The 21,658-nt window shown below is 67.3% G+C and carries 28 protein-coding genes; 1 reads left to right on the top strand and 27 read right to left on the bottom strand.

Annotated features, from left to right (window positions below; translation table 11 throughout):
• Positions 1–40: 40 nt before the first annotated feature.
• Together HWY37_RS23010 and HWY37_RS23005 are read right to left on the bottom strand one after the other, a co-directional pair.
• Positions 41–667: a glutathione S-transferase family protein gene (locus tag HWY37_RS23010; RefSeq protein ID WP_176089934.1), complete on the bottom strand. Its 627-nt coding sequence runs from the start codon at positions 665–667 to the stop codon at positions 41–43.
• A gap of 273 nt (positions 668–940) precedes the next feature.
• Positions 941–1,717, bottom strand: coding sequence for a Nif3-like dinuclear metal center hexameric protein (locus tag HWY37_RS23005; protein ID WP_175208968.1), 777 nt, complete (start codon positions 1,715–1,717; stop codon positions 941–943).
• 19 nt (positions 1,718–1,736) lie between these two features.
• Here HWY37_RS23005 and HWY37_RS23000 point away from each other — a divergent pair, with 19 nt between their 5' ends.
• Complete coding sequence (locus tag HWY37_RS23000; protein WP_176089933.1) at positions 1,737–2,897, top strand: trypsin-like peptidase domain-containing protein; 1,161 nt, start codon at positions 1,737–1,739, stop codon at positions 2,895–2,897.
• Between the two features lie 66 nt (positions 2,898–2,963).
• Here the strand turns inward: HWY37_RS23000 and HWY37_RS22995 are convergent, their stop codons facing one another.
• The 25 genes from HWY37_RS22995 to HWY37_RS22875 all read right to left on the bottom strand — a co-directional run bounded on the left by HWY37_RS22995 (position 2,964) and on the right by HWY37_RS22875 (position 21,649).
• A complete protein-coding gene (locus HWY37_RS22995; RefSeq protein ID WP_175208966.1) occupies positions 2,964–3,332 on the bottom strand; it encodes a helix-turn-helix domain-containing protein in 369 nt (122 codons plus the stop codon).
• 74 nt (positions 3,333–3,406) lie between these two features.
• Complete coding sequence (gene tatC / locus HWY37_RS22990; RefSeq protein WP_175208965.1) at positions 3,407–4,198, bottom strand: twin-arginine translocase subunit TatC; 792 nt, start codon at positions 4,196–4,198, stop codon at positions 3,407–3,409.
• On the bottom strand, positions 4,195–4,725 hold the full coding sequence (gene tatB / locus HWY37_RS22985) for a Sec-independent protein translocase protein TatB (protein ID WP_175208964.1): 531 nt from the start codon (positions 4,723–4,725) through the stop codon (positions 4,195–4,197). The genes tatC and tatB overlap by 4 nt, the downstream gene beginning before the upstream one ends.
• Before the next feature lie 73 nt (positions 4,726–4,798).
• Positions 4,799–5,026: a Sec-independent protein translocase subunit TatA gene (gene tatA / locus HWY37_RS22980; protein ID WP_013390942.1), complete on the bottom strand. Its 228-nt coding sequence runs from the start codon at positions 5,024–5,026 to the stop codon at positions 4,799–4,801.
• Positions 5,027–5,040: 14 nt separating this feature from the next.
• Positions 5,041–5,409 (bottom strand): histidine triad nucleotide-binding protein, encoded by a 369-nt coding sequence (locus HWY37_RS22975; RefSeq protein ID WP_175208963.1) that lies wholly within the window; start codon positions 5,407–5,409, stop codon positions 5,041–5,043.
• Between the two features lie 17 nt (positions 5,410–5,426).
• Positions 5,427–5,777: a phosphoribosyl-ATP diphosphatase gene (locus tag HWY37_RS22970; RefSeq protein ID WP_175208962.1), complete on the bottom strand. Its 351-nt coding sequence runs from the start codon at positions 5,775–5,777 to the stop codon at positions 5,427–5,429.
• The gene (hisI, locus tag HWY37_RS22965) at positions 5,774–6,178 is read right to left on the bottom strand and encodes a phosphoribosyl-AMP cyclohydrolase (protein ID WP_042795709.1); all 405 of its coding nucleotides are present in this window, start codon (positions 6,176–6,178) and stop codon (positions 5,774–5,776) included. The genes HWY37_RS22970 and hisI overlap by 4 nt, the downstream gene beginning before the upstream one ends.
• Before the next feature lie 131 nt (positions 6,179–6,309).
• The gene (hisF, locus tag HWY37_RS22960) at positions 6,310–7,128 is read right to left on the bottom strand and encodes an imidazole glycerol phosphate synthase subunit HisF (RefSeq protein ID WP_175208961.1); all 819 of its coding nucleotides are present in this window, start codon (positions 7,126–7,128) and stop codon (positions 6,310–6,312) included.
• Positions 7,125–7,865: a 1-(5-phosphoribosyl)-5-[(5-phosphoribosylamino)methylideneamino]imidazole-4-carboxamide isomerase gene (gene hisA, locus HWY37_RS22955; protein ID WP_175208960.1), complete on the bottom strand. Its 741-nt coding sequence runs from the start codon at positions 7,863–7,865 to the stop codon at positions 7,125–7,127. Before hisA ends, hisF begins: the two co-directional genes overlap by 4 nt.
• Positions 7,866–7,921: 56 nt before the next feature.
• Entirely contained in the window at positions 7,922–8,620 is a 699-nt protein-coding gene (gene hisH, locus HWY37_RS22950) for an imidazole glycerol phosphate synthase subunit HisH (protein ID WP_176089932.1), read from the bottom strand.
• A gap of 34 nt (positions 8,621–8,654) precedes the next feature.
• Positions 8,655–9,242 (bottom strand): imidazoleglycerol-phosphate dehydratase HisB, encoded by a 588-nt coding sequence (gene hisB / locus HWY37_RS22945; RefSeq protein ID WP_042795706.1) that lies wholly within the window; start codon positions 9,240–9,242, stop codon positions 8,655–8,657.
• Position 9,243: 1 nt separating this feature from the next.
• Positions 9,244–10,344, bottom strand: coding sequence for a histidinol-phosphate transaminase (hisC, locus tag HWY37_RS22940; RefSeq protein ID WP_176089931.1), 1,101 nt, complete (start codon positions 10,342–10,344; stop codon positions 9,244–9,246).
• A complete protein-coding gene (hisD, locus tag HWY37_RS22935) occupies positions 10,341–11,645 on the bottom strand; it encodes a histidinol dehydrogenase (RefSeq protein WP_176089930.1) in 1,305 nt (434 codons plus the stop codon). Before hisD ends, hisC begins: the two co-directional genes overlap by 4 nt.
• Before the next feature lie 53 nt (positions 11,646–11,698).
• Complete coding sequence (gene hisG, locus HWY37_RS22930; protein ID WP_176089929.1) at positions 11,699–12,373, bottom strand: ATP phosphoribosyltransferase; 675 nt, start codon at positions 12,371–12,373, stop codon at positions 11,699–11,701.
• Positions 12,370–13,635: a UDP-N-acetylglucosamine 1-carboxyvinyltransferase gene (gene murA / locus HWY37_RS22925; protein ID WP_176089928.1), complete on the bottom strand. Its 1,266-nt coding sequence runs from the start codon at positions 13,633–13,635 to the stop codon at positions 12,370–12,372. Before murA ends, hisG begins: the two co-directional genes overlap by 4 nt.
• Positions 13,635–13,880 carry a BolA family protein gene (locus HWY37_RS22920; protein ID WP_175208954.1) on the bottom strand — a complete coding sequence of 82 codons (246 nt, stop codon included), beginning with the start codon at positions 13,878–13,880 and terminating at the stop codon, positions 13,635–13,637. Before HWY37_RS22920 ends, murA begins: the two co-directional genes overlap by 1 nt.
• Positions 13,881–13,885: 5 nt before the next feature.
• Positions 13,886–14,698 carry an ABC transporter permease gene (locus tag HWY37_RS22915; protein ID WP_175208953.1) on the bottom strand — a complete coding sequence of 271 codons (813 nt, stop codon included), beginning with the start codon at positions 14,696–14,698 and terminating at the stop codon, positions 13,886–13,888.
• Positions 14,695–15,507, bottom strand: coding sequence for an ABC transporter ATP-binding protein (locus HWY37_RS22910; protein WP_175208952.1), 813 nt, complete (start codon positions 15,505–15,507; stop codon positions 14,695–14,697). Before HWY37_RS22910 ends, HWY37_RS22915 begins: the two co-directional genes overlap by 4 nt.
• 169 nt (positions 15,508–15,676) lie before the next feature.
• Positions 15,677–16,306 carry an MlaC/ttg2D family ABC transporter substrate-binding protein gene (locus HWY37_RS22905; RefSeq protein ID WP_175208951.1) on the bottom strand — a complete coding sequence of 210 codons (630 nt, stop codon included), beginning with the start codon at positions 16,304–16,306 and terminating at the stop codon, positions 15,677–15,679.
• 47 nt (positions 16,307–16,353) lie between these two features.
• Positions 16,354–17,136, bottom strand: a complete 783-nt coding sequence (locus HWY37_RS22900; protein ID WP_176089927.1) for an MlaA family lipoprotein — start codon at positions 17,134–17,136, stop codon at positions 16,354–16,356.
• 81 nt (positions 17,137–17,217) lie between these two features.
• On the bottom strand, positions 17,218–17,715 hold the full coding sequence (gene mlaD, locus HWY37_RS22895; RefSeq protein WP_175208949.1) for an outer membrane lipid asymmetry maintenance protein MlaD: 498 nt from the start codon (positions 17,713–17,715) through the stop codon (positions 17,218–17,220).
• A gap of 12 nt (positions 17,716–17,727) precedes the next feature.
• Positions 17,728–18,516: a lipid asymmetry maintenance ABC transporter permease subunit MlaE gene (gene mlaE, locus HWY37_RS22890; RefSeq protein WP_176089926.1), complete on the bottom strand. Its 789-nt coding sequence runs from the start codon at positions 18,514–18,516 to the stop codon at positions 17,728–17,730.
• Positions 18,513–19,349, bottom strand: coding sequence for an ABC transporter ATP-binding protein (locus tag HWY37_RS22885; RefSeq protein WP_175208947.1), 837 nt, complete (start codon positions 19,347–19,349; stop codon positions 18,513–18,515). The genes mlaE and HWY37_RS22885 overlap by 4 nt, the downstream gene beginning before the upstream one ends.
• Before the next feature lie 242 nt (positions 19,350–19,591).
• A complete protein-coding gene (locus tag HWY37_RS22880; protein ID WP_176089925.1) occupies positions 19,592–20,653 on the bottom strand; it encodes an NAD(P)H-dependent flavin oxidoreductase in 1,062 nt (353 codons plus the stop codon).
• Between the two features lie 18 nt (positions 20,654–20,671).
• On the bottom strand, positions 20,672–21,649 hold the full coding sequence (locus HWY37_RS22875; RefSeq protein WP_176089924.1) for a Bug family tripartite tricarboxylate transporter substrate binding protein: 978 nt from the start codon (positions 21,647–21,649) through the stop codon (positions 20,672–20,674).
• Between the last annotated feature and the right edge of the window lie 9 nt (positions 21,650–21,658).

The following is a 21,658-nucleotide window of genomic DNA, read 5'->3' as shown; positions in this document are numbered from 1 at the left end:
CTTGTCTTGTAATAGTGGTTTTTGTCGTTGTGCGCGGGGCTCAGGGGCCTGGCGGCACGTAGCCCGGCAACTGCCGTATGCGCTTGCGCCACGCCGCGATGGCGGGATAGGCGGCGATGTCGATGGCGGCCTCCTCGGCCAGCGCCGCATAGCCGTAGCAGGCGATGTCGGCCACGGTCGGCACGGCGCCGCCGGCCAGCCAGTCGTGGCCGGCGAGGCGTTGGTCCATGCGGCGCAGGACGCGCTCCGTGCGCCGTTGCATGCCGGGCACGTCGAGCAGAGCTTCCTCCACGTCCAGGTGATGGGCCGCCTCCGCGTTGCTCACCACATGGGTCAGCCGCAGCGGCTGCAGGCTGTTCGCGATTTCGTTGGCGGACACCGAGATCCAGGCATGCATGGCGCCTGTTTCGGCCAGCGGCGCGAGCCATGCGGGGGCGTAATGGTGGGCCAGGTGCAGCAGGATGGCGTGGCTGTCCCAGATGGCGAGTTCGCCGTCTGTCAGCGCAGGGATCTGCTGGAAGGCGCTGATGCGCTCGAAGGCCTCGGTGTGGTTCTTGCGTGCAAGCACGTCCACGAACACGCTTTCATACTCTTTGCCGATGAGCGCGAGAAACAGCCGGACTTTGTAGCAGTTGCCGGAGCGGGGGTGGTCGTAAAGGGTCAGCATGCAGTGGCTCCGCGTGTAGGAGGCCCCGCCGGACAGGTCCGGCTGCGGGTGGCTGCATGGAATGCTAGGGCTGGGGACTGCGGTCAGAATTGACAGGGAGAGAACCGCGATTGACCGAAAGCGACGCACAGGCGTTGCTTTGACCGCGCCCTCTGGTTTTCCCGGAGCCGGGTCTGGCGGATCGAGGACCCGGCGGCGCGCGCGAAAGCTGCGGGCGCCTGCAATGCAAACGCCCCCTTCCGGGGGCGTTTGGTGAACGATGTGCGGCGCTTGTTATGCCGGATTGTCGATGTCCACGAATTCGACCTTGATGCCGAAACGTTCCGCCACTGCCTGTCCCAGCGCCTGCACGCCGTAGCGCTCCGTGGCGTGGTGGCCCGCAGCGATGAAGCCGACGCCGGTTTCGCGCGCCAGGTGCACCGTGGATTCGGAGACTTCGCCCGTGATGTAGGCGCTGGCGCCCGCGTCCACGGCGTCGGCCAGCATGCCTTGCGCGCCGCCCGTGCACCAGGCCACTTGCGCCAACGGCAGGTCGGGGTCGCCCACCACCAGCGGCTGGCGGCCCAGGTGCTCGGCCACGCGCTCGCCCAACTGGCCCAGCGTCTGCACGCCGGGAGCCGAGCCCAGCCAGACCAGGTTGTCGGGGCCACAGGTCCGCGGCGCGCCGTCGTCGCGCAGGGACGGGGACAGGCCCAGCACGCGCGCCAGCTGCGCGTTGTTGCCCAGCGTGGGATGCGCGTCCAGCGGCAGGTGGTAGGCGTAGAGGTTCAGGTCGTTTTTCAGGGCCAGGGCCATGCGCGCGCGGCGCGTGCCGATGACGCGGCGGTCCTCGTTGCGCCAGAGCCAGCCGTGGTGCACCAGCACCGCATCGGCGCCGCGTTCGACCGCCACGCGCAGCAGCGCTTCGCTGGCCGTGACTCCGGCGATAATGTGTGCGATTTCGGATCGGCCTTCCACCTGCAGCCCGTTGGGGCAATAGTCCTTGAAGCGCGCCGCTTGCAGGGTGTCGTCCAGCCAATTGGCCAGGACGCGGGAGTCCACTTTACTCATAGCTAGTCCTATCAGAATCATGCGCCGATATTGGCTGATATTTGCTCAGGCCGTCACGGTCTGCCTGGGTATTCTATTCGTGGTCACGACCTTGCGGCCCGACCTGCTGCGGCTGGCCGGCCCGGCCGCCGGGCCTCTGCCCGCCATCGCGGCGGCAAGGCCGGCGGCAGACCGCGCCGTGGCCGCGACGTCCTATGCGGACGGCGTCGCCCGCGCGGCGCCGTCCGTGGTCAACGTATACACCACCAAGCACGTCAACGTGCCGCTGATCCCGCTGCCCGACGATCCGGTGCTGCGCCAGTTCTTCGGCCAGGTGCCGGGCGTGACGCGGCGCCAGGCTTCGACCAGCCTGGGGTCCGGCGTGATCGTGAACCAGGACGGCTACGTGCTCACCAATTACCACGTGGTGCAGGCCGCGGATGCGATCGAGGTCGCGCTGGCGGACGGCCGCCGCGACGCGGCCAAGGTGGTGGGCGCGGACCCCGACACCGATCTGGCGGTGCTGAAGCTGGCGACCTTGCGCGCCCTGCCCGCGGCCACGCTGGCGTCGGACCGCGGCCTGCGCGTGGGCGACGTGGTGCTGGCCATCGGCAACCCGTTCGGCGTGGGCCAGACCACGACCCAGGGCATCGTGTCGGCGCTGGGCCGCAACGGCTTGGGCCTCAATACCTACGAGAACTTCATCCAGACCGACGCCGCCATCAACCCCGGCAATTCGGGCGGCGCGCTGGTGGACGCGGCGGGCAATCTGGTCGGCATCAATACCGCCATCTATTCCGAATCCGGCGGCTCGATGGGCATAGGCTTCGCCACCCCGATCGAAATCGCGCGCAAGGTCATGGACGAGATCGTCCGGACCGGCGGGGTCAAGCGCGGCTGGCTGGGCGTGGAGCCGCAGGACGTGACGCCGGACCTGGCGCGCGCCTTCGGACTGGAACGCGATACGGCGGGCGTGATCATCGCCGGCGTGATGCGCGACGGCCCGGCCGCGCGCGGCGGCTTGCGCGTGGGCGACATCGTGCTGTCGGTCAATGGCAAGCGCATGACGGATACATCCGGCCTGCTGTCGGAGATCGCGCAGCTGCCGCCGGGCCAGAGCGCCACGCTGGGCATCCTGCGCGGCGGCAAGCCCGTGGAGTTGGCGGTGGTGGTGGGCACGCGCCCGGGCAAGCCGCGGTAGGAAGGGGGCGCGCCGCGGCGCGGCGATGAGCCAGGCTGTTGTGGCGAGCCGGGCCGAGACGGTGGCTCAGGTCGCGGCCGGGTCCTTCGCCATCAGGCGCACCGCCGACACGATGGCCTTCTTGGTGCTTTCCGACTGGTTCCGCAGCAGCGCCCAGATTTCCGTGCAATAGCCGTCCGCGGCGCCGCCAGGAGGGTTGGCGCCGTTCCAGGGCGCATCGCCGCCCGGGCCCACGCCGTCGGTTAGCCAGGGCACGCTGGTGTCCAGGGCGAGCGCCAGCCGCTGCAAGGTGGCGCGCGAAGGCGAATAATGGTCTTCGCGCCTGAGTATGCGGTGGATGCAGGACTGCGGCACGCCGGAGATGCGCGCCAGTTGGTTCTGGCTTTTGATGCCGCGCCACCGCATCAGGGTGTGCAGCCGTTGGGCGAGTGACATGAAGGCAATGTAGAGTCGCCGTCAGCCGCCCACAAGGTGAAACGGTCCTGCTTTGTGGGCAGGACCGTCCAGGGTCAGTTGCGTTCGGTCAGCGAGCCCGAGTCTGAGCCGTTTTCCGCTTCCGGCTTGGGCGTGACCATGCGGGCGCAGATCAGCCCGATCTCGTACAGCAGGCACAGCGGCACCGCCAGCATGAACTGGCTGACCACGTCGGGCGGCGTGACCACCGCGGCGATGATGAAGGCGCCCACCACGACGTAGCCGCGGGCGGACTTCAGCTTGGACAATTCGACCACGCCCATCTTCACCAGCAGCACCACGGCCACGGGCACTTCGAAGGTGATGCCGAAGGCCATGAACATCGTCATGACGAAGCTCAGGTAGGCCTCGATGTCCGGCGCCGGCGTGATGGACTGCGGCGCGAACGTGGCGATGAAGTGGAACACCGTGCGGAACACCACGAAATAGCAGAACGCCATGCCCGCGATGAACAGGAAGGTGCTGGAAATGATGAGCGGCAGCGCCAGGCGCTTTTCATGCCGGTACAGGCCGGGCGCGACGAAGGCCCAGGCCTGGTACAGCACCACGGGCAGCGCCAGGATGAACGCGGCCATCATCGTGACCTTGACCGGCACCATGAACGGCGTGATGACGCCGGTGGCGATCATGCGCGTGCCTTCCGGCAGCGAGGCCAGCATGGGCTGGGCCAGCACGTCGTAGATGGCCGACGCGCCGGGGTAGATGAACAGCACGATGAACACGCCGATCACGGCGGCGGCGGCGCGCAGCAAGCGGGTGCGCAGCTCGACCAGGTGGGAGATGAAGGTCTCCTGCTGGCCTTCTTCTTGGGATGCGTCCTGGGTCACGTCGGTGTTCCGGAGGGCGGGACGGGCTTGGCGGCGGGCGCGGCGTCGTCAGCCTTGGGCGCGCTGGGCGCCGGGGCGGGTTGTTGAGTTGCGGCCGGGGCGGGCTCGGCCACCGGCGGCAGGTCCAGATCCAGGCTGTGGTTCTGGCCGGGCGGAGGGGCGATGCTGCGTTCGGGGGCGGCCGGCGCGTCGCCGACGATGACCGGCGCGGCCTTGACGCTGGCTTCGCGCGCGACCTCGTCGAGTTCCGCACGGAACTGCTGGACCGGCTCCTGCAACGAGGCCTGGGTTTCGTTCAGCGACTTCTGCACGCCTTGGGCGGCGTCTTCCATTTCGCTCTTGAACTTGCGCAGTTCATCCAGTTCGATTTCGCGCTGGATATCGGATTTCACGTCGTTGACGTAACGCTGCGCGCGCCCGAGCAGGTGGCCGACGGTACGGGCAACCTTGGGCAGGCGTTCGGGGCCGATGACGATCAGGGCGACGACGCCGATCACCATCAGTTCAGTGAAGCTGACATCAAACATTCGACGGCCGCTCGGGAGTGGATGCAACAAGGGCCGGCCTGTTCAAGGCGGGCCCGGGAGGTGAGCCGACGGCTCAGGAGTTCGACTTTTCCTTGGCCTGCACGTCGATGGTGTCGCCGGAGACGCGCTGTTGCGCTATCGGTTCCGCAGGCTTGTCGCCATTGGCGTCCTTCATGCCTTCCTTGAAGCCTTTGACCGCTCCGCCCAGGTCCGAACCGATGTTGCGCAGCTTCTTGGTGCCGAAAATCAGCGCCACGATGACCAGGACAACCAACCAATGCCAGATGCTGAAACTACCCATGATGTTTCTCCGAATTACGCGGTGGGGGCCACGCGCCCTTTCCAGGGACGCGAGCCGCCGATGATGTGGAAATGCAGATGCGGGACTTCCTGGCCGCCTTCGACGCCAGAATTGATCATGATGCGAAATCCACCATCAGGGCCCGGATTGCAACCGTTTTCAGCGGCTAACCGCGGCGCTAACGACATCATTCTACCCAACCATTCTGAGTCCTCCCCCCTAATATCCTGCATGGATGTGACATGACGTCGAGGGATCAGCAATAAATGTACCGGCGCGGCCGGATTGATATCGTGGAACGCAACAAAGTCCTCGTCCTCGTAGACTTTCTTGGACGGGATCTCGCCAGCGGCGATCTTGCAGAAGATACAGTTGTCGCTCATTTTTCCGGGTTCCGTGTTCAGTCTTGCGGGCGGCTCGCCTTTTCCGCCAGGCCGGACAGGCCTTCGCGGCGTGCCAGTTCGGCCAGCACATCCTCGGGCCGAAGCTTGAAATGGGTCAGGGCCACCAGGCAATGGAACCACAGGTCGGCGGTCTCGCTGACGATGCGGTCGGGCACGCCGTCCTTGGCGGCCATGACCAGTTCCGTGGCTTCCTCGCCGATCTTCTTCAGGAAGGCGTCGGGGCCCTTGGCCAGCAGCTTGGCGGAATAGGAGGCTTGGGGGTCGCCGCCGTTTTCGGGCCGGCGGGTTTCCAGGGTATCGGCGATGCGCGCCAGGATTTCGGCGGCGCTTGCAGCTTGTTGGGTCATTTGTAGATCAGTTCGGGGTCTTTCAGCACGGGGTCGACCGTGATCCAGGACGCCTGGTCGGTCTGGCCTTCCAGGCGGCGGTAGAAGCAGCTGGCGCGCCCGGTATGGCAGGCGATGCCGCCCTGCTGGTGGATTTTGAGCAGGATCACGTCGCCGTCGCAGTCCAGGCGCAGTTCGTGCACTTCCTGGGCATGGCCGGACTCCTCGCCCTTGCGCCACAGGCGCTGGCGGGACCGCGACCAGTAGACGGCGCGCCCGGTGGCGGCCGTTTCGGCGAGCGATTCGCGGTTCATCCAGGCCACCATCATGATCTGGCCGTTCTCGGCGTCCTGCGCGATGGCGGGTATCAGGCCGTTTTCGTCGAAGACGACGTCGGCCATCCAGGCGGGTTCGTTGCTCATCTCATTCATCCGTTGTCCTCGCGCGGCGCCTTGCAGGCCGCCACTGGCGCGTGGGGACTCATAATCTTACGGCAATACCTTGTTGCACGCCTGATCGGGGTTCCCCGAAGCGCCGCAGGCGCTTCGGGAGGTCACATCCGGACCGGGATGCCCTGGCTGGCCATGAAGCGCTTGCACTCGCCGACCGTATGCTGGCCGAAGTGGAAGATGCTGGCGGCCAGGACCGCGCTGGCGCGGCCGGTGGTGACGCCGTCGGCCAGATGCTGCAGGTTGCCCACGCCGCCCGAGGCGATGACGGGCACCGGCACGGCGTCCGACACGGCGCGCGTGAGTTCCAGGTCGAAACCGGACTTGGTGCCGTCGCGGTCCATGCTGGTCAGCAGGATTTCACCCGCGCCGTAGGCGGCCATGCGGCGCGCCCAGGCCACGGCGTCCAGCCCGGTGGCCTTGCGGCCGCCATGGGTGAAGACTTCCCAGCGGGCGGGTTCGCCCTCGGCCGAGACGCGGCGCGCGTCGATCGCCACCACCACGCATTGCGAGCCGTGATAGTCCGAGGCGGCCCGGACCAGTTCCGGATTGGCCACTGCGGCGCTGTTGATGCTGATCTTGTCGGCGCCGGCGTTGAGCAGGCGCTGGATGTCGGACACCTGGCGCACGCCGCCGCCCACGGTCAGCGGAATGAAGACCTGCGAGGCCACCTGTTCGATGATGGGCAGGATCAGGTCGCGGCCGTCGCTGGTGGCGGTAATGTCGAGGAACGTGAGTTCGTCGGCGCCCTGCTCGTTGTAGCGGCGGGCGATCTCGACGGGGTCGCCCGCGTCGAGCAGGTTGACGAAGTTCACGCCCTTGACGACGCGGCCCGCGGTGACGTCCAGGCAGGGAATGATGCGGCGGGTCAGCGCGCTCTGTGCGGGCGCGCCGGCCCCTGGGGTGCTGCTGGAAGTGGTCATTTTGCCAATTCGTCGGCGCGCGCCTGCGCCGATTGGAAGTCGAGCGTGCCTTCGTAGATGCTGCGGCCCAGGATGGCGCCTTCAACGCCTTCGTCCTCGACGGCGCAGAGGGCTTCGATGTCCTGGATGCCGGCGATGCCGCCCGATGCGTAGACCGGGATGCGCACGTGCTGGGCCAGGCGGACCGTGGCTTCGACGTTGACGCCGGACAGCATGCCGTCACGGCCGATGTCGGTGTAGATGATGGCTTCGCAGCCGTAGTCCTCGAACTTCTTGGCCAGGTCGAGCACGTCGTGGCGGGTCAGCTTGCTCCAGCCGTCGGTGGCGATCTTGCCGTCGCGGGCGTCCAGGCCGACGATGATCTGGCCGGGGAAGGCGCCACAGGCATCCTGCAGGAAGCCGGGGTTCTTGACCGCGGCCGTGCCGATGATCACGTAGGAGATGCCGGCGTCGAGATAGCGCTCGATGGTGTCGAGGTCGCGGATGCCGCCGCCGATCTGCACGGGGATGTCGTCGCCGACAGCGTCCAGGATCGCCTTGATGGGCGCCTCGTTCTTGGGCTTGCCGGCGACGGCGCCGTTCAGGTCGACCAGATGCAGGCGGCGCGCGCCTTGCTCCAGCCAGCGGTTGGCCATGGCGGCGGGGTCTTCAGAGAACACCGTTGCATCGTCCAGGTCACCCTGGCGCAGGCGCACGCAGCGCCCGTCTTTGAGATCGATGGCGGGGATCAGCAGCATGGTGGGCAGCGAAAAAATATAGGGGTTAAACGGGCTGACGGGCGTGGGCCAGGGGCCTACGGCTGCCAGTCTACAAAATTGCGATACAGGCGCAAACCGTGCTCGGCGCTCTTTTCGGGGTGAAACTGCACCGCGAAAATGTTAGCCGCCGCCACCGCGCAGGTAAAGGCGAGGCCATACTCGGTTTCACCAACAGTCAGGTCCGGATCTTCCGGATCGGCGTAATAGCTATGGACGAAATAGAAGTGCGTTTCGTCCGGAATGCCGGCCCAGATAGGATGAGAGCGCGTTTGGCGCACTTTGTTCCATCCCATGTGCGGGACCTTGAGGCGTTCGGGGCGGGTATCGACCAATCCGGCCGCGCCGGCGTCGGCCAGGCAGGCCTCGTCGTCGCCGCTGACAGGCTCGGCGAAATCCGGGCCCGAGAAGCGGCGCACCACGCCGCGGAACAGGCCCAGGCAAGACGTGCCGCCTTCCTCGCTGGAATCGAACAGCATTTGTTCGCCCACGCAGACGCCCAGGAGCGGTTTCTCGCGCGCGGCGCGGACGACGGCCTCGCGCAGGCCGGATTCGTTCAGCGTGCGCATGCAGTCCGCCATGGCGCCCTGCCCGGGGAACACGACGCGGTCGGCCGCGGCGATCTCCTGGGGCTGGCTGCAGATGCGGATGTCGGCATCGGGGGCGGCGTATTTCAGGGCGCGGGCGACGGAATGGAAATTGCCCATTCCGTAGTCGACGATGGCGATAGTGGTCACTTCTTTCTGCCTGCTGCGGTGTGGATGGCGGAGGTTACAGCACGCCCTTGGTGGACGGCACGACGTCGCCCATGCGGGGGTCGACTTCCATGGCCATGCGCAGGGCGCGGCCACAGGCCTTGAAGACCGTTTCCGCCTGATGGTGGGCATTGACGCCGCGCAGGTTGTCGATGTGCAACGTGATCAGGGCGTGGTTGACCAGGCCCTGGAAGAATTCACGGGTCAGGTCCACGTCGAAATCGCCGATGCGGGCGCGGGTGAAGGGGATGTGGTATTCCAGGCCCGGGCGGCCCGAGAAATCCACCACCACGCGCGACAGCGCTTCGTCCAGCGGCACGTAGGCGTGGCCGTAGCGGCGCAGGCCGGCCTTGGTGCCGACCGCCTTGGCAATGGCCATGCCCAGCGTGATGCCCACGTCTTCCACGGTATGGTGCGCGTCGATGTGCAGGTCGCCTTCCGCCTTGATGTCGAGGTCGATCAGGCCGTGGCGCGCGATCTGGTCCAGCATGTGGTCCAGGAACGGCACGCCGGTGTCGATCGTCTGCTTGCCGGTGCCGTCGAGGTTGACGGCCACGCGGATGCGGGTTTCGTTGGTGTTGCGGGTGATCTCTGCGGTACGCATGTTAAGCACTCAGAATCTCTTGCAGGGCGGATAGCAAGGCGGCGTTTTCAGCCGGGGCGCCCACCGAAATGCGCAGGCAGTTGGCCAGTAGCGGATGGGCGTTGGAGAAGTTGCGAATCAATATTTTGCGCGTTTTCAGCGCCAGATGCACGGCGTTGCCGTCCAGCTTGCCGGAAAAGCGGGCAAGAACGAAGTTTCCGGCGGACGGGAATACCCGCACGCCGGGCAACCGGGCCAGCGCGGCCGCCAGCGGCTCGCGGTCCGCGCGCAGGCGGGCGGCCTGTTCGTCCAGCACCGGCTTGTGGCGCAGCACGGCCGACAGCGTGGCCTGGGTCAGCACGTCCAGGTTGTAGGGCGGACGGACCTTGTTCAGTTCCGCGATCCAGGCCGGATGGCCGGCCAGGTAGCCGAAGCGCAGGCCGGCCAGGCCGATCTTGGACACCGTGCGCATGACGACCACGTTGGCCGCGTCCAGCACCTGCGGCATCCAGGTACGGTCGGCGAAGGGCTGGTAGGCCTCGTCCAGGACGACCAGCCCGGGGGCGGCGGCGACGATGGCCTGGACCTCTTCGTCGGACCAGAGGCCGCCGGTGGGGTTGTTGGGGACGGCCAGGAACACCACCTTGGGCTGGTGTTCGCGGATGGCGGCCAGCATGGCCGGCAAATCCAGGGTCAGATCATCCGTCAGCGGCACGCCGACGAAGCGCGCATGGTCGAAGCGCGCCGCCATGTCGAAGTAGACGAACGACGGCCAGGGCGACAGCACCGTGTCGCCCGGGTTGCAGCAGGCCTGCACGATGATGTGGATGAGCTCGTCCGAACCGTTGCCGAACAGTACGTCGGCCGCCTCGGGCACGCCGAAGGCCGTCTTCACGGCCTCCTGCAGCGCCGACAGGTCGGCCGCGGGATAGCGGTTCAGCGGGGTGTCGCGCACGGCCCGCGCGATGTCCTCGCGGACGGCGTCGGGCAGCTCGTACGGGCATTCCATGGCGTCGAGCTTGATGCAGCCCTCGGCATTGGCCACGGGATAGGCGGCCAGTTCGCGGATATCCCCCCGGACGGTGCCGGCGATGCGGTCGGCGACGCTGGCCGGCAGGCTCATGGCTGGTCGATCCGGTACTGGGCGCTGGCGGCGTGCGCCTGCAGGCCTTCGCCCAGCGCCAGTTCGGCGGCGATGCGGCCCAGCTTCTGGGCGCCCTGGTGCGAGACCTGGATCAGGCTGGAGCGCTTCTGGAAGTCGTAGACGCCCAGCGGCGACGAAAAGCGCGCCGTGCGCGAGGTCGGCAGCACGTGGTTGGGGCCGGCGCAGTAGTCGCCCAGGGATTCGGAGCTGAAGCGGCCCATGAAGATCGCGCCGGCGTGGCGGATCTGCGCGGTCCATTTTTCGGGATTCTCGGTGGAGATCTCGAGGTGCTCGGGCGCGATGTCGTTGGCGATCCGGCAGGCCTCTTCGAGGTCGCGCACCAGGATCAGCGCGCCGCGGTTGGCCAGGCTGACGCGCAGGATGTCGGCGCGCGGCATGGTGGGCAGCAGGCGTTCGATCGAGGCCTGTACTTCTTCGATGAAGGCGGCATCCGGGCACAGCAGGATGGACTGCGCGAGCTCGTCGTGCTCGGCCTGCGAGAACAGGTCCATGGCGATCCAGTCGGCCGGTGTCTTGCCGTCGCAGATAACCAGGATTTCGCTGGGGCCGGCGATCATGTCGATGCCGACCACGCCGAACACGCGGCGCTTGGCGGCGGCGACGTAGGCGTTGCCCGGCCCGACGATCTTGTCCACGGCCGGCACGGTGGCGGTGCCGTAGGCCAGCGCGCCCACGGCCTGCGCGCCGCCGATGGCGAAGACGCGGTCCACGCCGGCGATGGCCGCGGCGGCCAGCACGATGGGGTTGCGCGCGCCGTCGGGCGTGGGCGTGACCATGATCAGTTCCTGCACGCCCGCGACCTTCGCCGGGATGGCGTTCATCAGCACCGAGGACGGGTAGGCGGCCTTGCCGCCGGGCACGTAGAGGCCCACGCGGTCCAGCGGGGTGACCTGCTGGCCCAGCATGGTGCCGTCCGCGTCGGTGTAGGTCCAGGTCTCGGCGCGCTGGCGTTCGTGGTAGCTGCGCACGCGCTCGGCGGCGGCTTCCAGCGCGTTGCGCTGGGCGGCCGGCAACGCGGCCAGGGCCGCTTGCCATTCCGCCTTGGGGATCTCCAGCGTCTGGGCCGATGCGCCGGGCATGCGGTCGAAGCGCTGCGTGTATTCCACCAGCGCGGCGTCGCCGCGGGCGCGCACGTCGGCCAGGATGCCGGCCGCGGCGCGGTCGATGGATTCGTCCTCGGTGGCCTCGAAGGCCAGCAGCGTGGACAGGGCGGATTTGAATCCGGGATCGCGGGAGTCAAGACGATTGATCAGGGCCATGGCGTCATGGAGCAAGCGGGTAACGGCCGCCGCGGCGTCGCGGCGGGCGGAGGTCAGGCGTTGCGGGAGGCGGCTCTCTCGAAGGCGTCCAGCAGCGGCTGCAGGCGCGCGCCGCGGGTCTTGAGCGCGGCCTGGTTGACGATCAGGCGCGAGGAAATCGGCATGATGTCTTCCACCGCGACCAGGTCGTTGGCGCGCAGCGTGCCGCCGGTGGACACCAGGTCCACGATGCAGTCGGCCAGGCCCACCAGCGGCGCCAGTTCCATCGAACCATACAGCTTGATGATGTCGACGTACACACCCTTGGCCGCGAAGTGTTCACGGGCTGACTGCACGTACTTGGTGGCCACGCGCAGGCGCGCGCCCTGGTGCACGGCGCCTTCGTAGTCGAAGCCCTTGCGCACGGCCACGGCCAGGCGGCACTTGGCGATGTTCAGGTCGATGGGCTGGTACAGGCCGCCGGGCTGTTCCTTGGCGTGCTCGATGAGCACGTCCTTGCCGGCGATGCCCAGGTCGGCCGCGCCATACTGCACATAGGTGGGCACGTCCGAGGCGCGCACGATGATCAGGCGCAGGCCGGGATCGCTGGTCGGCAAGATCAGCTTGCGCGAGCTTTCGGGATTCTCGGGGACCTCGATGCCGGCCTCGGCCAGCAGGGGCATGGTCTCTTCGAAGATGCGCCCCTTGGACAGCGCCAGGGTCAGGGGGGTGAGGGGGGCGTCGCTCATGCCTGTTCCTTGGTAACGCGTTGGATGTTCGCGCCCAGGGCGCGCAGTTTCACTTCCATCTGATCGTAGCCGCGATCCAGATGGTAGATGCGGTCGACCAGGGTTTCGCCATCGGCGGCCAGGCCGGCGATGACCAGGCTGGCCGAGGCGCGCAGGTCGGTGGCCATGACGGTGGCGCCCGACAGGCGCGGCACGCCGCGCACGATGGCGGTGTGGCCGTCGATGCCGATGTCCGCGCCCATGCGGCGCAGTTCCTGCACGTGCATGTAGCGGTTTTCGAAGATGGTTTCGACGATGACCGAAGTGCCTTCGGCCACGGCGTTCAGCGCCATGAGCTGGGCCTGCATGTCGGTGGCGAAGCCCGGGTATTCCAGCGTGCGAAAGCCCACGGCGCGGGGGCGCGTGGACATGGCGCAGCGGATCCAGTCGGGGCCGGTTTCGATGGTCAGGCCGGCTTCGGCCAGCTTGTCGAGCGTGGCGCCGAGGATGCCGGGATCGGTGTTGCGCAGGACGATGTCGCCGCCCGCCGCGCCCACCGCGCACAGGAAGGTGCCGGCTTCGATGCGGTCGGAAATGACGCGGTGCTCGGCGCCGTGCAGGCGTTCCACGCCGTCGATCACGATGCGGCTGGTGCCATGGCCCTGGATGCGGGCACCCATCTTGATGAGCAGTTCCGCCAGGTCCACCACTTCGGGTTCGCAGGCGGCGTTTTCCAGCACGGTCCGGCCTTCGGCCAGCACCGCGGCCATCAGCAGGTTCTCGGTGCCGGTGACGGTGACCATGTCGGTGCGCACCGAGGCGCCCTTCAGGCGCTTGGCGCGCGCCACCACGAAGCCGTGCTCGATGCTGATTTCAGCGCCCAGCGCGGCCAGGCCCTTGATGTGCTGGTCCACCGGACGCTGGCCGATGGTGCAGCCGCCGGGCAGGCTGACGCGGGCTTCGCCGAAGCGCGCCAGCAGCGGGCCCAGCACCAGGATGGAGGCCCGCATGGTCTTGACCAGTTCGTAGGGGGCTTCCAGCTTGTCGATCTGGTTGGCTTGCAGCGTGACCGCGCCGTCCGCGCCGCGCTCGGCGCGCATGCCCATGCGGCCCAGCAGGCGCAGCATGGTGGCGGTGTCGTTCAGGTGCGGCACGTTGCTGAGGGTCAGCGCGTCGGCGGTCAGCAGGCCGGCGCACAGGATGGGCAGGGCCGAATTCTTGGCGCCGGAGATGGCGATTTCGCCTTGCAGGCGCGAACCGCCGGTGATGCGTAGCTTGTCCATTACTTGCCTGCTTGCTGGTATTCGGCGGGGGTCATGGTGCGCATGGACAGCGCATGGATCTCGGCCTTCATGCGGTCGCCGAGCGCGGCGTAGACCAGCTGGTGGCGCTGGATCAGGCGCTTGCCTTCGAAGGCGGCGCTGACGATGACCGCGTCGAAATGCGAGCCGTCGCCTTGCACGTCGAGATGTTCACAGGGCAGGCCGTCCGCAATGTATTGGCGGACTTGCGCGGGAGTGGGAAGCATGGACGTCAGTTCCTGAGTTTGTAGCCGCTGGCCAGTAGCCGCAGCGCATAGAGCGATAGCGCGAGGAACACCCCCGTCACCACCGCCAGGCTGCGCCAGGGGGAGACGTCCGACACCGAGAAGAATCCGTAGCGGAAACCGTCGATGGTGTAGAAGATGGGGTTCCAGTGGGACACGCTCTGCCAGAAGGCGGGGAGCGTATGGATGGAATAGAACACGCCGGACAGGAAGGTGGCCGGCATGATCAGGAAATTCTGGAAGGCCGCGAGCTGGTCGAATTTCTCGGACCACAGGCCGGCGATCAGGCCCAGCACGCCCATGATGCCGCAGGCCAGCACCGCGAAGACGGCCAGCCACAGCGGGTGGGCGGGAATCAGCGAGACGAAGAACAGCGCCACGATCCACACGCACAGGCCGACCGCCAGGCCGCGCACGATCGCCGCCAGCACGTAGGCGGCGAAGATGTCGCGGTGCGACAGCGGCGGCAGCAGCATGAACACCAGGTTGCCGGTGATGCGGCTTTGGATCAGCGAGGACGAGGGATTGGCGAAGGCGTTCTGCAGCATGCTCATCATCATGAGCCCGGGGATCAGGAAGGCCGTGTAGGGCACGCTGCCGTACACCATGACGCGCCCTTCCAGCACGTGCGCGAAGACCAGCAGGTACAGCAGCGCGGTGATGACAGGGGCGGCGATGGTCTGGAAGCTGACCTTCCAGAAGCGCAGCAATTCCTTGCGCAGCAGGGTTGGAAAGCCGGAACCCGCGTCCAGGCGGGGCTGCACCAGCGGCTGGCTGGCGGTCGCGGCGGGCTGGGTCATGACGAGATCTCTTCGGGTTGCAGGGCGGGCGCGGGTTGCTCGTCGCCTTCGTGCATTATGCGCACGAAGGCGTCTTCCAGGTCGACTCCGCCGACGCGGGCCATCAGGGCCTGGGTGGTGTCGAGCGCCACGATGCGGCCGCGCTTGAGCATGGCGATGCGGCCGCACAGGGCTTCCGCTTCTTCCAGGTAGTGGGTGGTCAGCATGATGGTGTGGCCGGCCTTGTTCAGGCGCGAGATGAATTCCCACAGCGTGCGCCGCAGGTCCACGTCGACGCCGGCGGTGGGTTCGTCCAGCACGATCACGGGCGGGCGGTGCACCAGCGCCTGCGCCACCAGCACGCGGCGCTTCATGCCGCCGGACAGCGCCCGCATGTTGGAGTTGGCCTTGTCGGCCAGCCCCAGGTTGAACAGGATTTCGTCGATCCAGTCGTCGTTCTTGCGCAGGCCGAAATAGCCGGACTGGATGCGCAGGGTTTCGCGCACCGTGAAGAACGGGTCGTAGACGAGTTCTTGCGGCACCACGCCCAGGGCCCGCCGCGCCGACTTGTAGTCGGCCACGACGTCGTATCCACAGACCGTGGCGCGGCCCGAGCTGGCGTGCGCCAGGCCGGCCAGGATCGAGATCAAGGTGGTCTTGCCGGCGCCATTGGGGCCGAGCAGGCCGAAGAACTCGCCGTGCTCGATGTTCAGGCTGACGTTGTCCAGCGCCTGGAAGCCGGCGCCGGGCGCGCGCCCGAGCAGCTTTTGCCAGCCGCGCTGGCGCGGGGAGTAGACCTTGGAGACGTTTTCTAGACTGACGGCGGACATGACGGCGGCAAGTGGCCCGAAAAGAGCGAATTGATCATTATATAAGCGCGCCGCTGCGGGCCCGGCCGGTAGCCCTGGCGTTTCCCCGGGTATCCGGTTGGTCTGTCCCCAAAATAATCGGCCCGGCGGGCCGCAAGGGCGCGCCGGGCCGCGACAGCCGCAAGGCCTGTCACTGATTGCGCTGGTTCAGCGCCTTGATCAGGCCGTCGATGCCGTTCTGATTGATCTGCTGCGCGAACTGGTTGCGGTAGTTTTCGATCAGCCAGATGCCTTCGACGTTCATGTCGTAGATCTTCCAGCCCTGGGGCGTCTTTTCCAGGCGGTAGTCGACGCCGGTCGGCTGGCCGTTGGCTTGGCTGATCAGCGTGCGCACGACCACGTCGTCGGCCTTGGGATCGCCGCGGAACGGCAGCGCGCTGACGGCGGTGCTGGACGTGACGCGGGTCAGCGCGCCGCTGTAGGTGCGCACCAGCGTGCCGCGGAAAGCCTCGGCCAGTTCCTTCTTCTGTTGGTCGGAGGCCTGGCGCCAGTAGCGGCCCGCGGCCAGGCGCGTCGTCTTCTGGAAGTTGACGTAGGGCAGGATGTGCTCGTTGACGACCTGGTTGATGCGGGCGGTGTTGCCGGCCTTGACGGCGCCGTCGGCCTTCAGCACGTCCAGGGCCTCATTGGCCGCGGACAGCACGAACTGGTCGGGGGCGCCGTTGGGGTCGGGTTTGGCCTGCGCGCCGGCGGCCAGGCTCAGGCCCAGAAGGCCCGTGAAGACCAGACGTTGCAGCAGGGAAACTAGGGATACTCGCATCAAAACTCCTTACTAGCACTGATACCGCGGAACTCGCGGTTGGCGGTTTACTTGACCGCCGGTTGTGCAACGGGGGCGGCTTCGCCCTCGTCGTCTTCGTAGTTGGGCAGCGCGGACTCGTCGTCCACCTTCTGGCCCAGCACCATGGCGGCGCGGCGCTGCAAATAGGCGTCGCGGATGAAGCTGTACGGGTCGAGCGCGACGCGGTCGATCGTGTCGGTGGCGCTCAGCAGGCTGGAACGCGTGTCGACGACGCGCAGGCCCCACAGCGAATTACGCAGGCGGACGTTGTCGATGGAGTCCACGCCCATGTAGCCGTAGGTCGTGCCGGCGTAGTCGCCCACCAGGCCCACGCCGTCGCGCACCGAGGACGCGCCGAAGAACGGCAGCACCAAGTACGGACCCTGGCCGAAGCCCCACACGCCCAGCGTCGTGCCGAAGTCGTTCGGGATGCGGCGCGCGCCGTTGGCCGAGGCGACGTCGAAGCAGCCGCCCACGCCCATGGTGGTGTTGAACAGGAAGCGGCCCAGCGTGTTGACGAAGTCGTGGCCGCGGCCTTGCAGGAAGCTGTTGGCGCCGGACCAGAGGTCGCCGACGTTGCTGAAGATGTTGTGCACGCAGCTGCGCACCGGCTGCGGCGTGACGTAGGTGTAGGCCTGCGCCACCGGCTTGAAGACGGCGCGGTCGACGGTGTCGTTGAACTTGTAGACACCCCGGTTGAAGCCTTCCCAGGGATCGCGAGGATCCGGGTTCTGCGGCGCCGCGCAGCCAGCCATCAACGCGCCTGCGGCGGCGACAGTGGCAATCCTGGAGAGAGCTTTCGTGTTCATGATCAGGGTATCCCTATCAACAATTCTTATGATATTGCGGACCTGAGACGCAAGGCTGTTACCGCGTCTGTCGCATTGTCTTTAATTAGGCGTCTTCGCGGCGGGTTCCGGCGCGTTCGTGCCTTGCTTCTCCGCCGACCCATACAGGAACTGGCTGATCAGTTGTTCAAGCACCACTGCGCTTTGCGTGTAGCGGATCTTGCCGCCATCGGCAAAGTTTTCCTCTTCGCTGCCCGCGGTCAGGCCCAGGTACTGTTCGCCCAGCAGGCCCGAAGTCAGGATGGACGCCGAAGTGTCCTTGGGGAACTGATAAGCCGTTTCCAGGTTGACCGAGACGATCGCCTGGTAGGTCTTGTCATCGAACGAGATGCCGGACACCCGGCCCACGACGACCCCGGCGCTCTTGACGGGCGCGCGCACCTTGAGGCCGCCTACGTTATCGAAGTTGGCCGTCAGCGTATAGGTTGGCGCGAAAGAAAAGGTACTCAAGTTGCCGGCGCGCAACGCCAGGAATGCCAGCGCGATCGCGCCCAGCAAGACAAACAGGCCTACCCAGAAGTCGGTTTTTTCGCGAGACATGATCGATCCGTATCAATTTCCAAACATCAAGGCGGTGAGCAGGAAGTCCAGCCCAAGTACCGCCAGGGAGCCCACCACCACGGTGCGCGTGGTGGCGCGGGCAACGCCTTCGGGGGTGGGCTTGGCCTGCCAACCTTCGTAGAGCGCAACCAGCGTCACCGTGACGCCGAACACCAGGCTCTTGATGACGCCATTGGCTACGTCCTTCCAGACGTCGACGCCGTTCTGCATCTGCGACCAGAAGGCGCCGGCGTCCACGCCTATCATCAGCACGCCCACGACCCAGCCGCCCAGAATGCCCACCATGGAGAACACCGCCGCCAGGATGGGCATGGCGATGATGCCGCCCCACAGGCGCGGCACCAGCACGCGGCGTATGGGGTCCACGGCCATGACTTCCATGGCCGCGAGTTGTTCGCCGGCCTTCATCAGGCCGATTTCCGCGGTTAGCGAGGTGCCCGCGCGGCCGGCGAACAGCAGCGCCGTGACCACGGGTCCCAGTTCCCGCACCAGCGACAGGGCCACCAGCAGGCCCAGCGCTTCTTCCGAACCGTAGCGGTTCAGCGTGTAATAACCCTGCAGCCCCAGCACGAAGCCCACGAACATGCCGGACACGGCGATGATCAGCAGCGAGTAGTTGCCGATGAAGTGGACCTGCTGCGACACCAGGCGCGGACGCGACAGCGCAATGCCGCTGCGCGCCAGCATGGAGCCGAAGAAGCGGGTGAAGTAGCCGATGCCGGAAACGCGGTTGCGCACCCAGCCGCCCAGGGCGCCGATGGCGTTGTTGGATCCGCTCATGCGCGGCGTCCCTCCTGTTGGGAAAGCCACTTCTTGAAAGCGGGCGTTTCGGGATACTGGAACGCGACCGGGCCGTCAGGCTCCCCTTTGAGGAACTGCTGCACGTAGGGGTCTTGCGAGGCCGATAGCATTTCCGGCGTGCCGGAGGCGGCAAGCTTGCCCTGCCCGACCAGGTACACCTGGTCCGCGATGGCAAAAGATTCGTGCACATCGTGCGTGATCAGCACCGAGGCGCAGCCGAGCCGGTCGGCCAGGCTGCGGATCAGGCGGGCGGTAATGCCCAGCGAGATCGGGTCCAGCCCGGCAAACGGTTCGTCGTACAGAATGAGTTCGGGTTCCAGCACCACGGCGCGGGCCAGCGCCACGCGCCGGGCCATGCCGCCGGAGATCTCGGCCACCTTCAGGTGCGCGGCCGCGCGCAGGCCCACGGCGTCGAGCTTGTCCAGCACGCGTTCCGTGACTTCCGGTTCCGTCAGCTTGGTGTGCTCGCGCAGCGGGAAAGCCACGTTCTCGAAGACGTTCAGGTCGGTGAAGAGCGCGCCCTGCTGGAACAGCACGCCCATGCGGGTGCGCAATGCTTGCAGTTCGGCGCGATTGACGTTGGCCATGTCCTGGCCGAAAGCCAGCACCCGGCCCCGCTGCGCGGTGAGCTGGCCGGTGGCCGCACGCAGCAGCGTGGTCTTGCCCGAGCCCGAACCGCCCATGATGGCGACCACCTGGCCGGCGCGCACGTCCATGGAGATATCGCGCAAGACGGTGAAATCACCGTAGCCTAGCGCCACACCTTCCAGGCGCAGGGCGAATTCCGTGGTGTTGCTGGTTTGAGCGGGCATGGGCAACGAAAGGGTGTTTCGGCGGCGGAGCTTGCCCTGCTGTCTGATTGACGCGTCTGGCAATACTGGGGGCCGGCGCGGCTAAGACAGGCGGCGTCGGGAAGCGCCCTGTTACTCATAAGCCGGAGGCAAGGCAGGGCCTGGGCTCCCGGCGGCGAGGCGCCATTGTAGCCCGACGCTTTGTAATCACAATGCGATAGCCCGTGCGTGGAACAGTGTTTTCGTCTTAAGGAACAATATGTTCAGCGGCGCGCCTGTGCCGCCGCGGTCTCCCGGACCAGGCGCCGGACCAGGTCGGCGGCGGTCTCGCGCCGCGCCATCGGCGCGCCCTGGCCGGCCCAAAGGGACAGCACCTCGAGGTTGCCGGCCTTGCCGCCAGCGGTGCGCATGGGCCGAGTCAGCGCGTTCTGCAGGGGATACGGCAGGATGTCGGCGGCGATGGCGTCGGCCTCTCGCATGAAGGCGTTTTCGATGCCGCGGGCCGGCCGCCCGGAAAAGGCGCGCGTGACGCGGGATTGCTCGGCGCGCGAGGCGGGCAGCAGCGCCTTGTAGCCTTCGCTGATGCCGGATTCCACGGTGGTCAGGAAGGCCGTCCCCATTTGCGCCAGATCGGCGCCCAGGGCCAGGGCGGCGGCGATGCCGCGGCCGTCCATGATGCCGCCGGAGGCAATAACAGGGACGGATACTGCGTCGACCACTTGGGGCACGAGCGCCATGGTGCCGATCAGCGATTCCTCGAAACCGCCCAGGAAAGTGCCGCGGTGGCCGCCCGCCTCGGCGCCCTGCGCCACGACGGCGTCCACGCCGTCCTGTTCGAGGGCGACCGCTTCGCGCACCGTGGTCGCCGTGCCCACGGTCAGGATGCCCAGTTCGCGGCAACGCGCGATGGCCGTGGCCGGCAGGCGGCCGAAGGTGAAGCTGAGAACCGCCGGGCGCACGCGCAGGACGGCCTCGATCTGTTCCGGCAAGGGGTCGGCCTGGGGGCCGGGCGCCGCGGGAGGCGTCAGGCCCAGTTGCTGGTGATAGCGGGCCATCAGCGCCAGCATGCGGCCGGCGTCGCCGCGCATGGGCTCTTCCGGCACGGACGCGAACAGGTTGATGGCGAACGGCAGCGGCGTGCGCGCCCGGATGTCGCGCGCTGCCGCTTCGATCTGTTCGGGGCTCATGTAGGCCGCCCCGAGCGAGCCCAGGACTCCCGCCTTCGATGCTTCGGACACCAGCTCCACCGTGGTGGCGCCGCCGGCCATGGGGGCCTGGACGATGGGGTGCTGCAGCTTGAGCAGATCAATCAGACGGGAAGCCATGGGAGTACTCCTGGAGGGTTACTGGAGCTGGATGTTGCCAGCCTTGATGACGTGCGCCCACTTCTCGGTTTCGCTCTTGATGAAGGCGCCGAATTCCTCGGGCGTGCCGCCGCCGGCCTGGCTGCCGGTGTCGGCGATCGCCTTCTGCACGTCCTGTTCCTTCAGGATGCGGTTGAACTCGGCGTTGAGCTTGGCGATGATGGGCGCGGGCGTGCCGGCGGGGGCGACGATGCCCTGCCAGTTATAGGACTCGAACCCGGGCAGGCCCGATTCGGCCATGGTGGGCACGTCGGGCAGCACGGCCAGGCGCTTGGCGGACGTGACGGCGATGGGGTGGATCTTGGCGCCCTGGATCGCGGGCAGCGCGGAATAGCCCATCTCGAACATCATCGAGATATGCCCGCCCATGAGGTCGGTCGCCGCCAGGCTGCCGCCCTTGTACGGGACGTGGACGATGTCGATCTTGGCCTGTTCGCGGAACATTTCGCCGGACAGGTGGTGCGCGCCGCCCACGCCGGACGAGCCGAACGACAGCTTGCCGGGCTGCTTCTTGGCCAGCGCGATCAGGTCCGCCAGCGTCTTCACGGGCAGCTCGTTGTTCACGCTCAGCACCAGCGGGCTGTTCTCGATCAGGATAACCGGGGCCAGATCTTTCTGCGGATCGTAGGGCATGTCCTTCATCAGCGTCGGGTTGACCGCCATGGGCGCCAGGTTGCCGGTGCCGATGGTGTAGCCGTCGGGCGCGGCGCGCGCGATCAGGTTGGTGCCGACCACGCCGCCCGCGCCCGCCTTGTTCTCGACCACGATGGGCTGGCCCAGCGAGTCGCCCAGCTTGCGCGCCAGCAGGCGCACGCGGGTGTCGGCGAAGCCGCCCGGGGCGTAGGGCACGATCATGGTGATGGGCTTGGACGGCCAGTCGGCGGCCTGGGCCTGGGCGGCGCCGCCGAAAGCGGCGGTGGCCGCCAGGGCGACAATAAGGGGACGCAACGATTTCATATAGATGAC

Origin of the sequence: Achromobacter anxifer, from assembly GCF_903652925.1 — a bacterium.
In the GTDB taxonomy this organism is placed as follows: domain Bacteria; phylum Pseudomonadota; class Gammaproteobacteria; order Burkholderiales; family Burkholderiaceae_B; genus Achromobacter; species Achromobacter anxifer.
The sequence above is the reverse complement of the archived record's forward strand: the minus strand, read 5'-3'. Positions and strand labels throughout refer to the sequence as shown.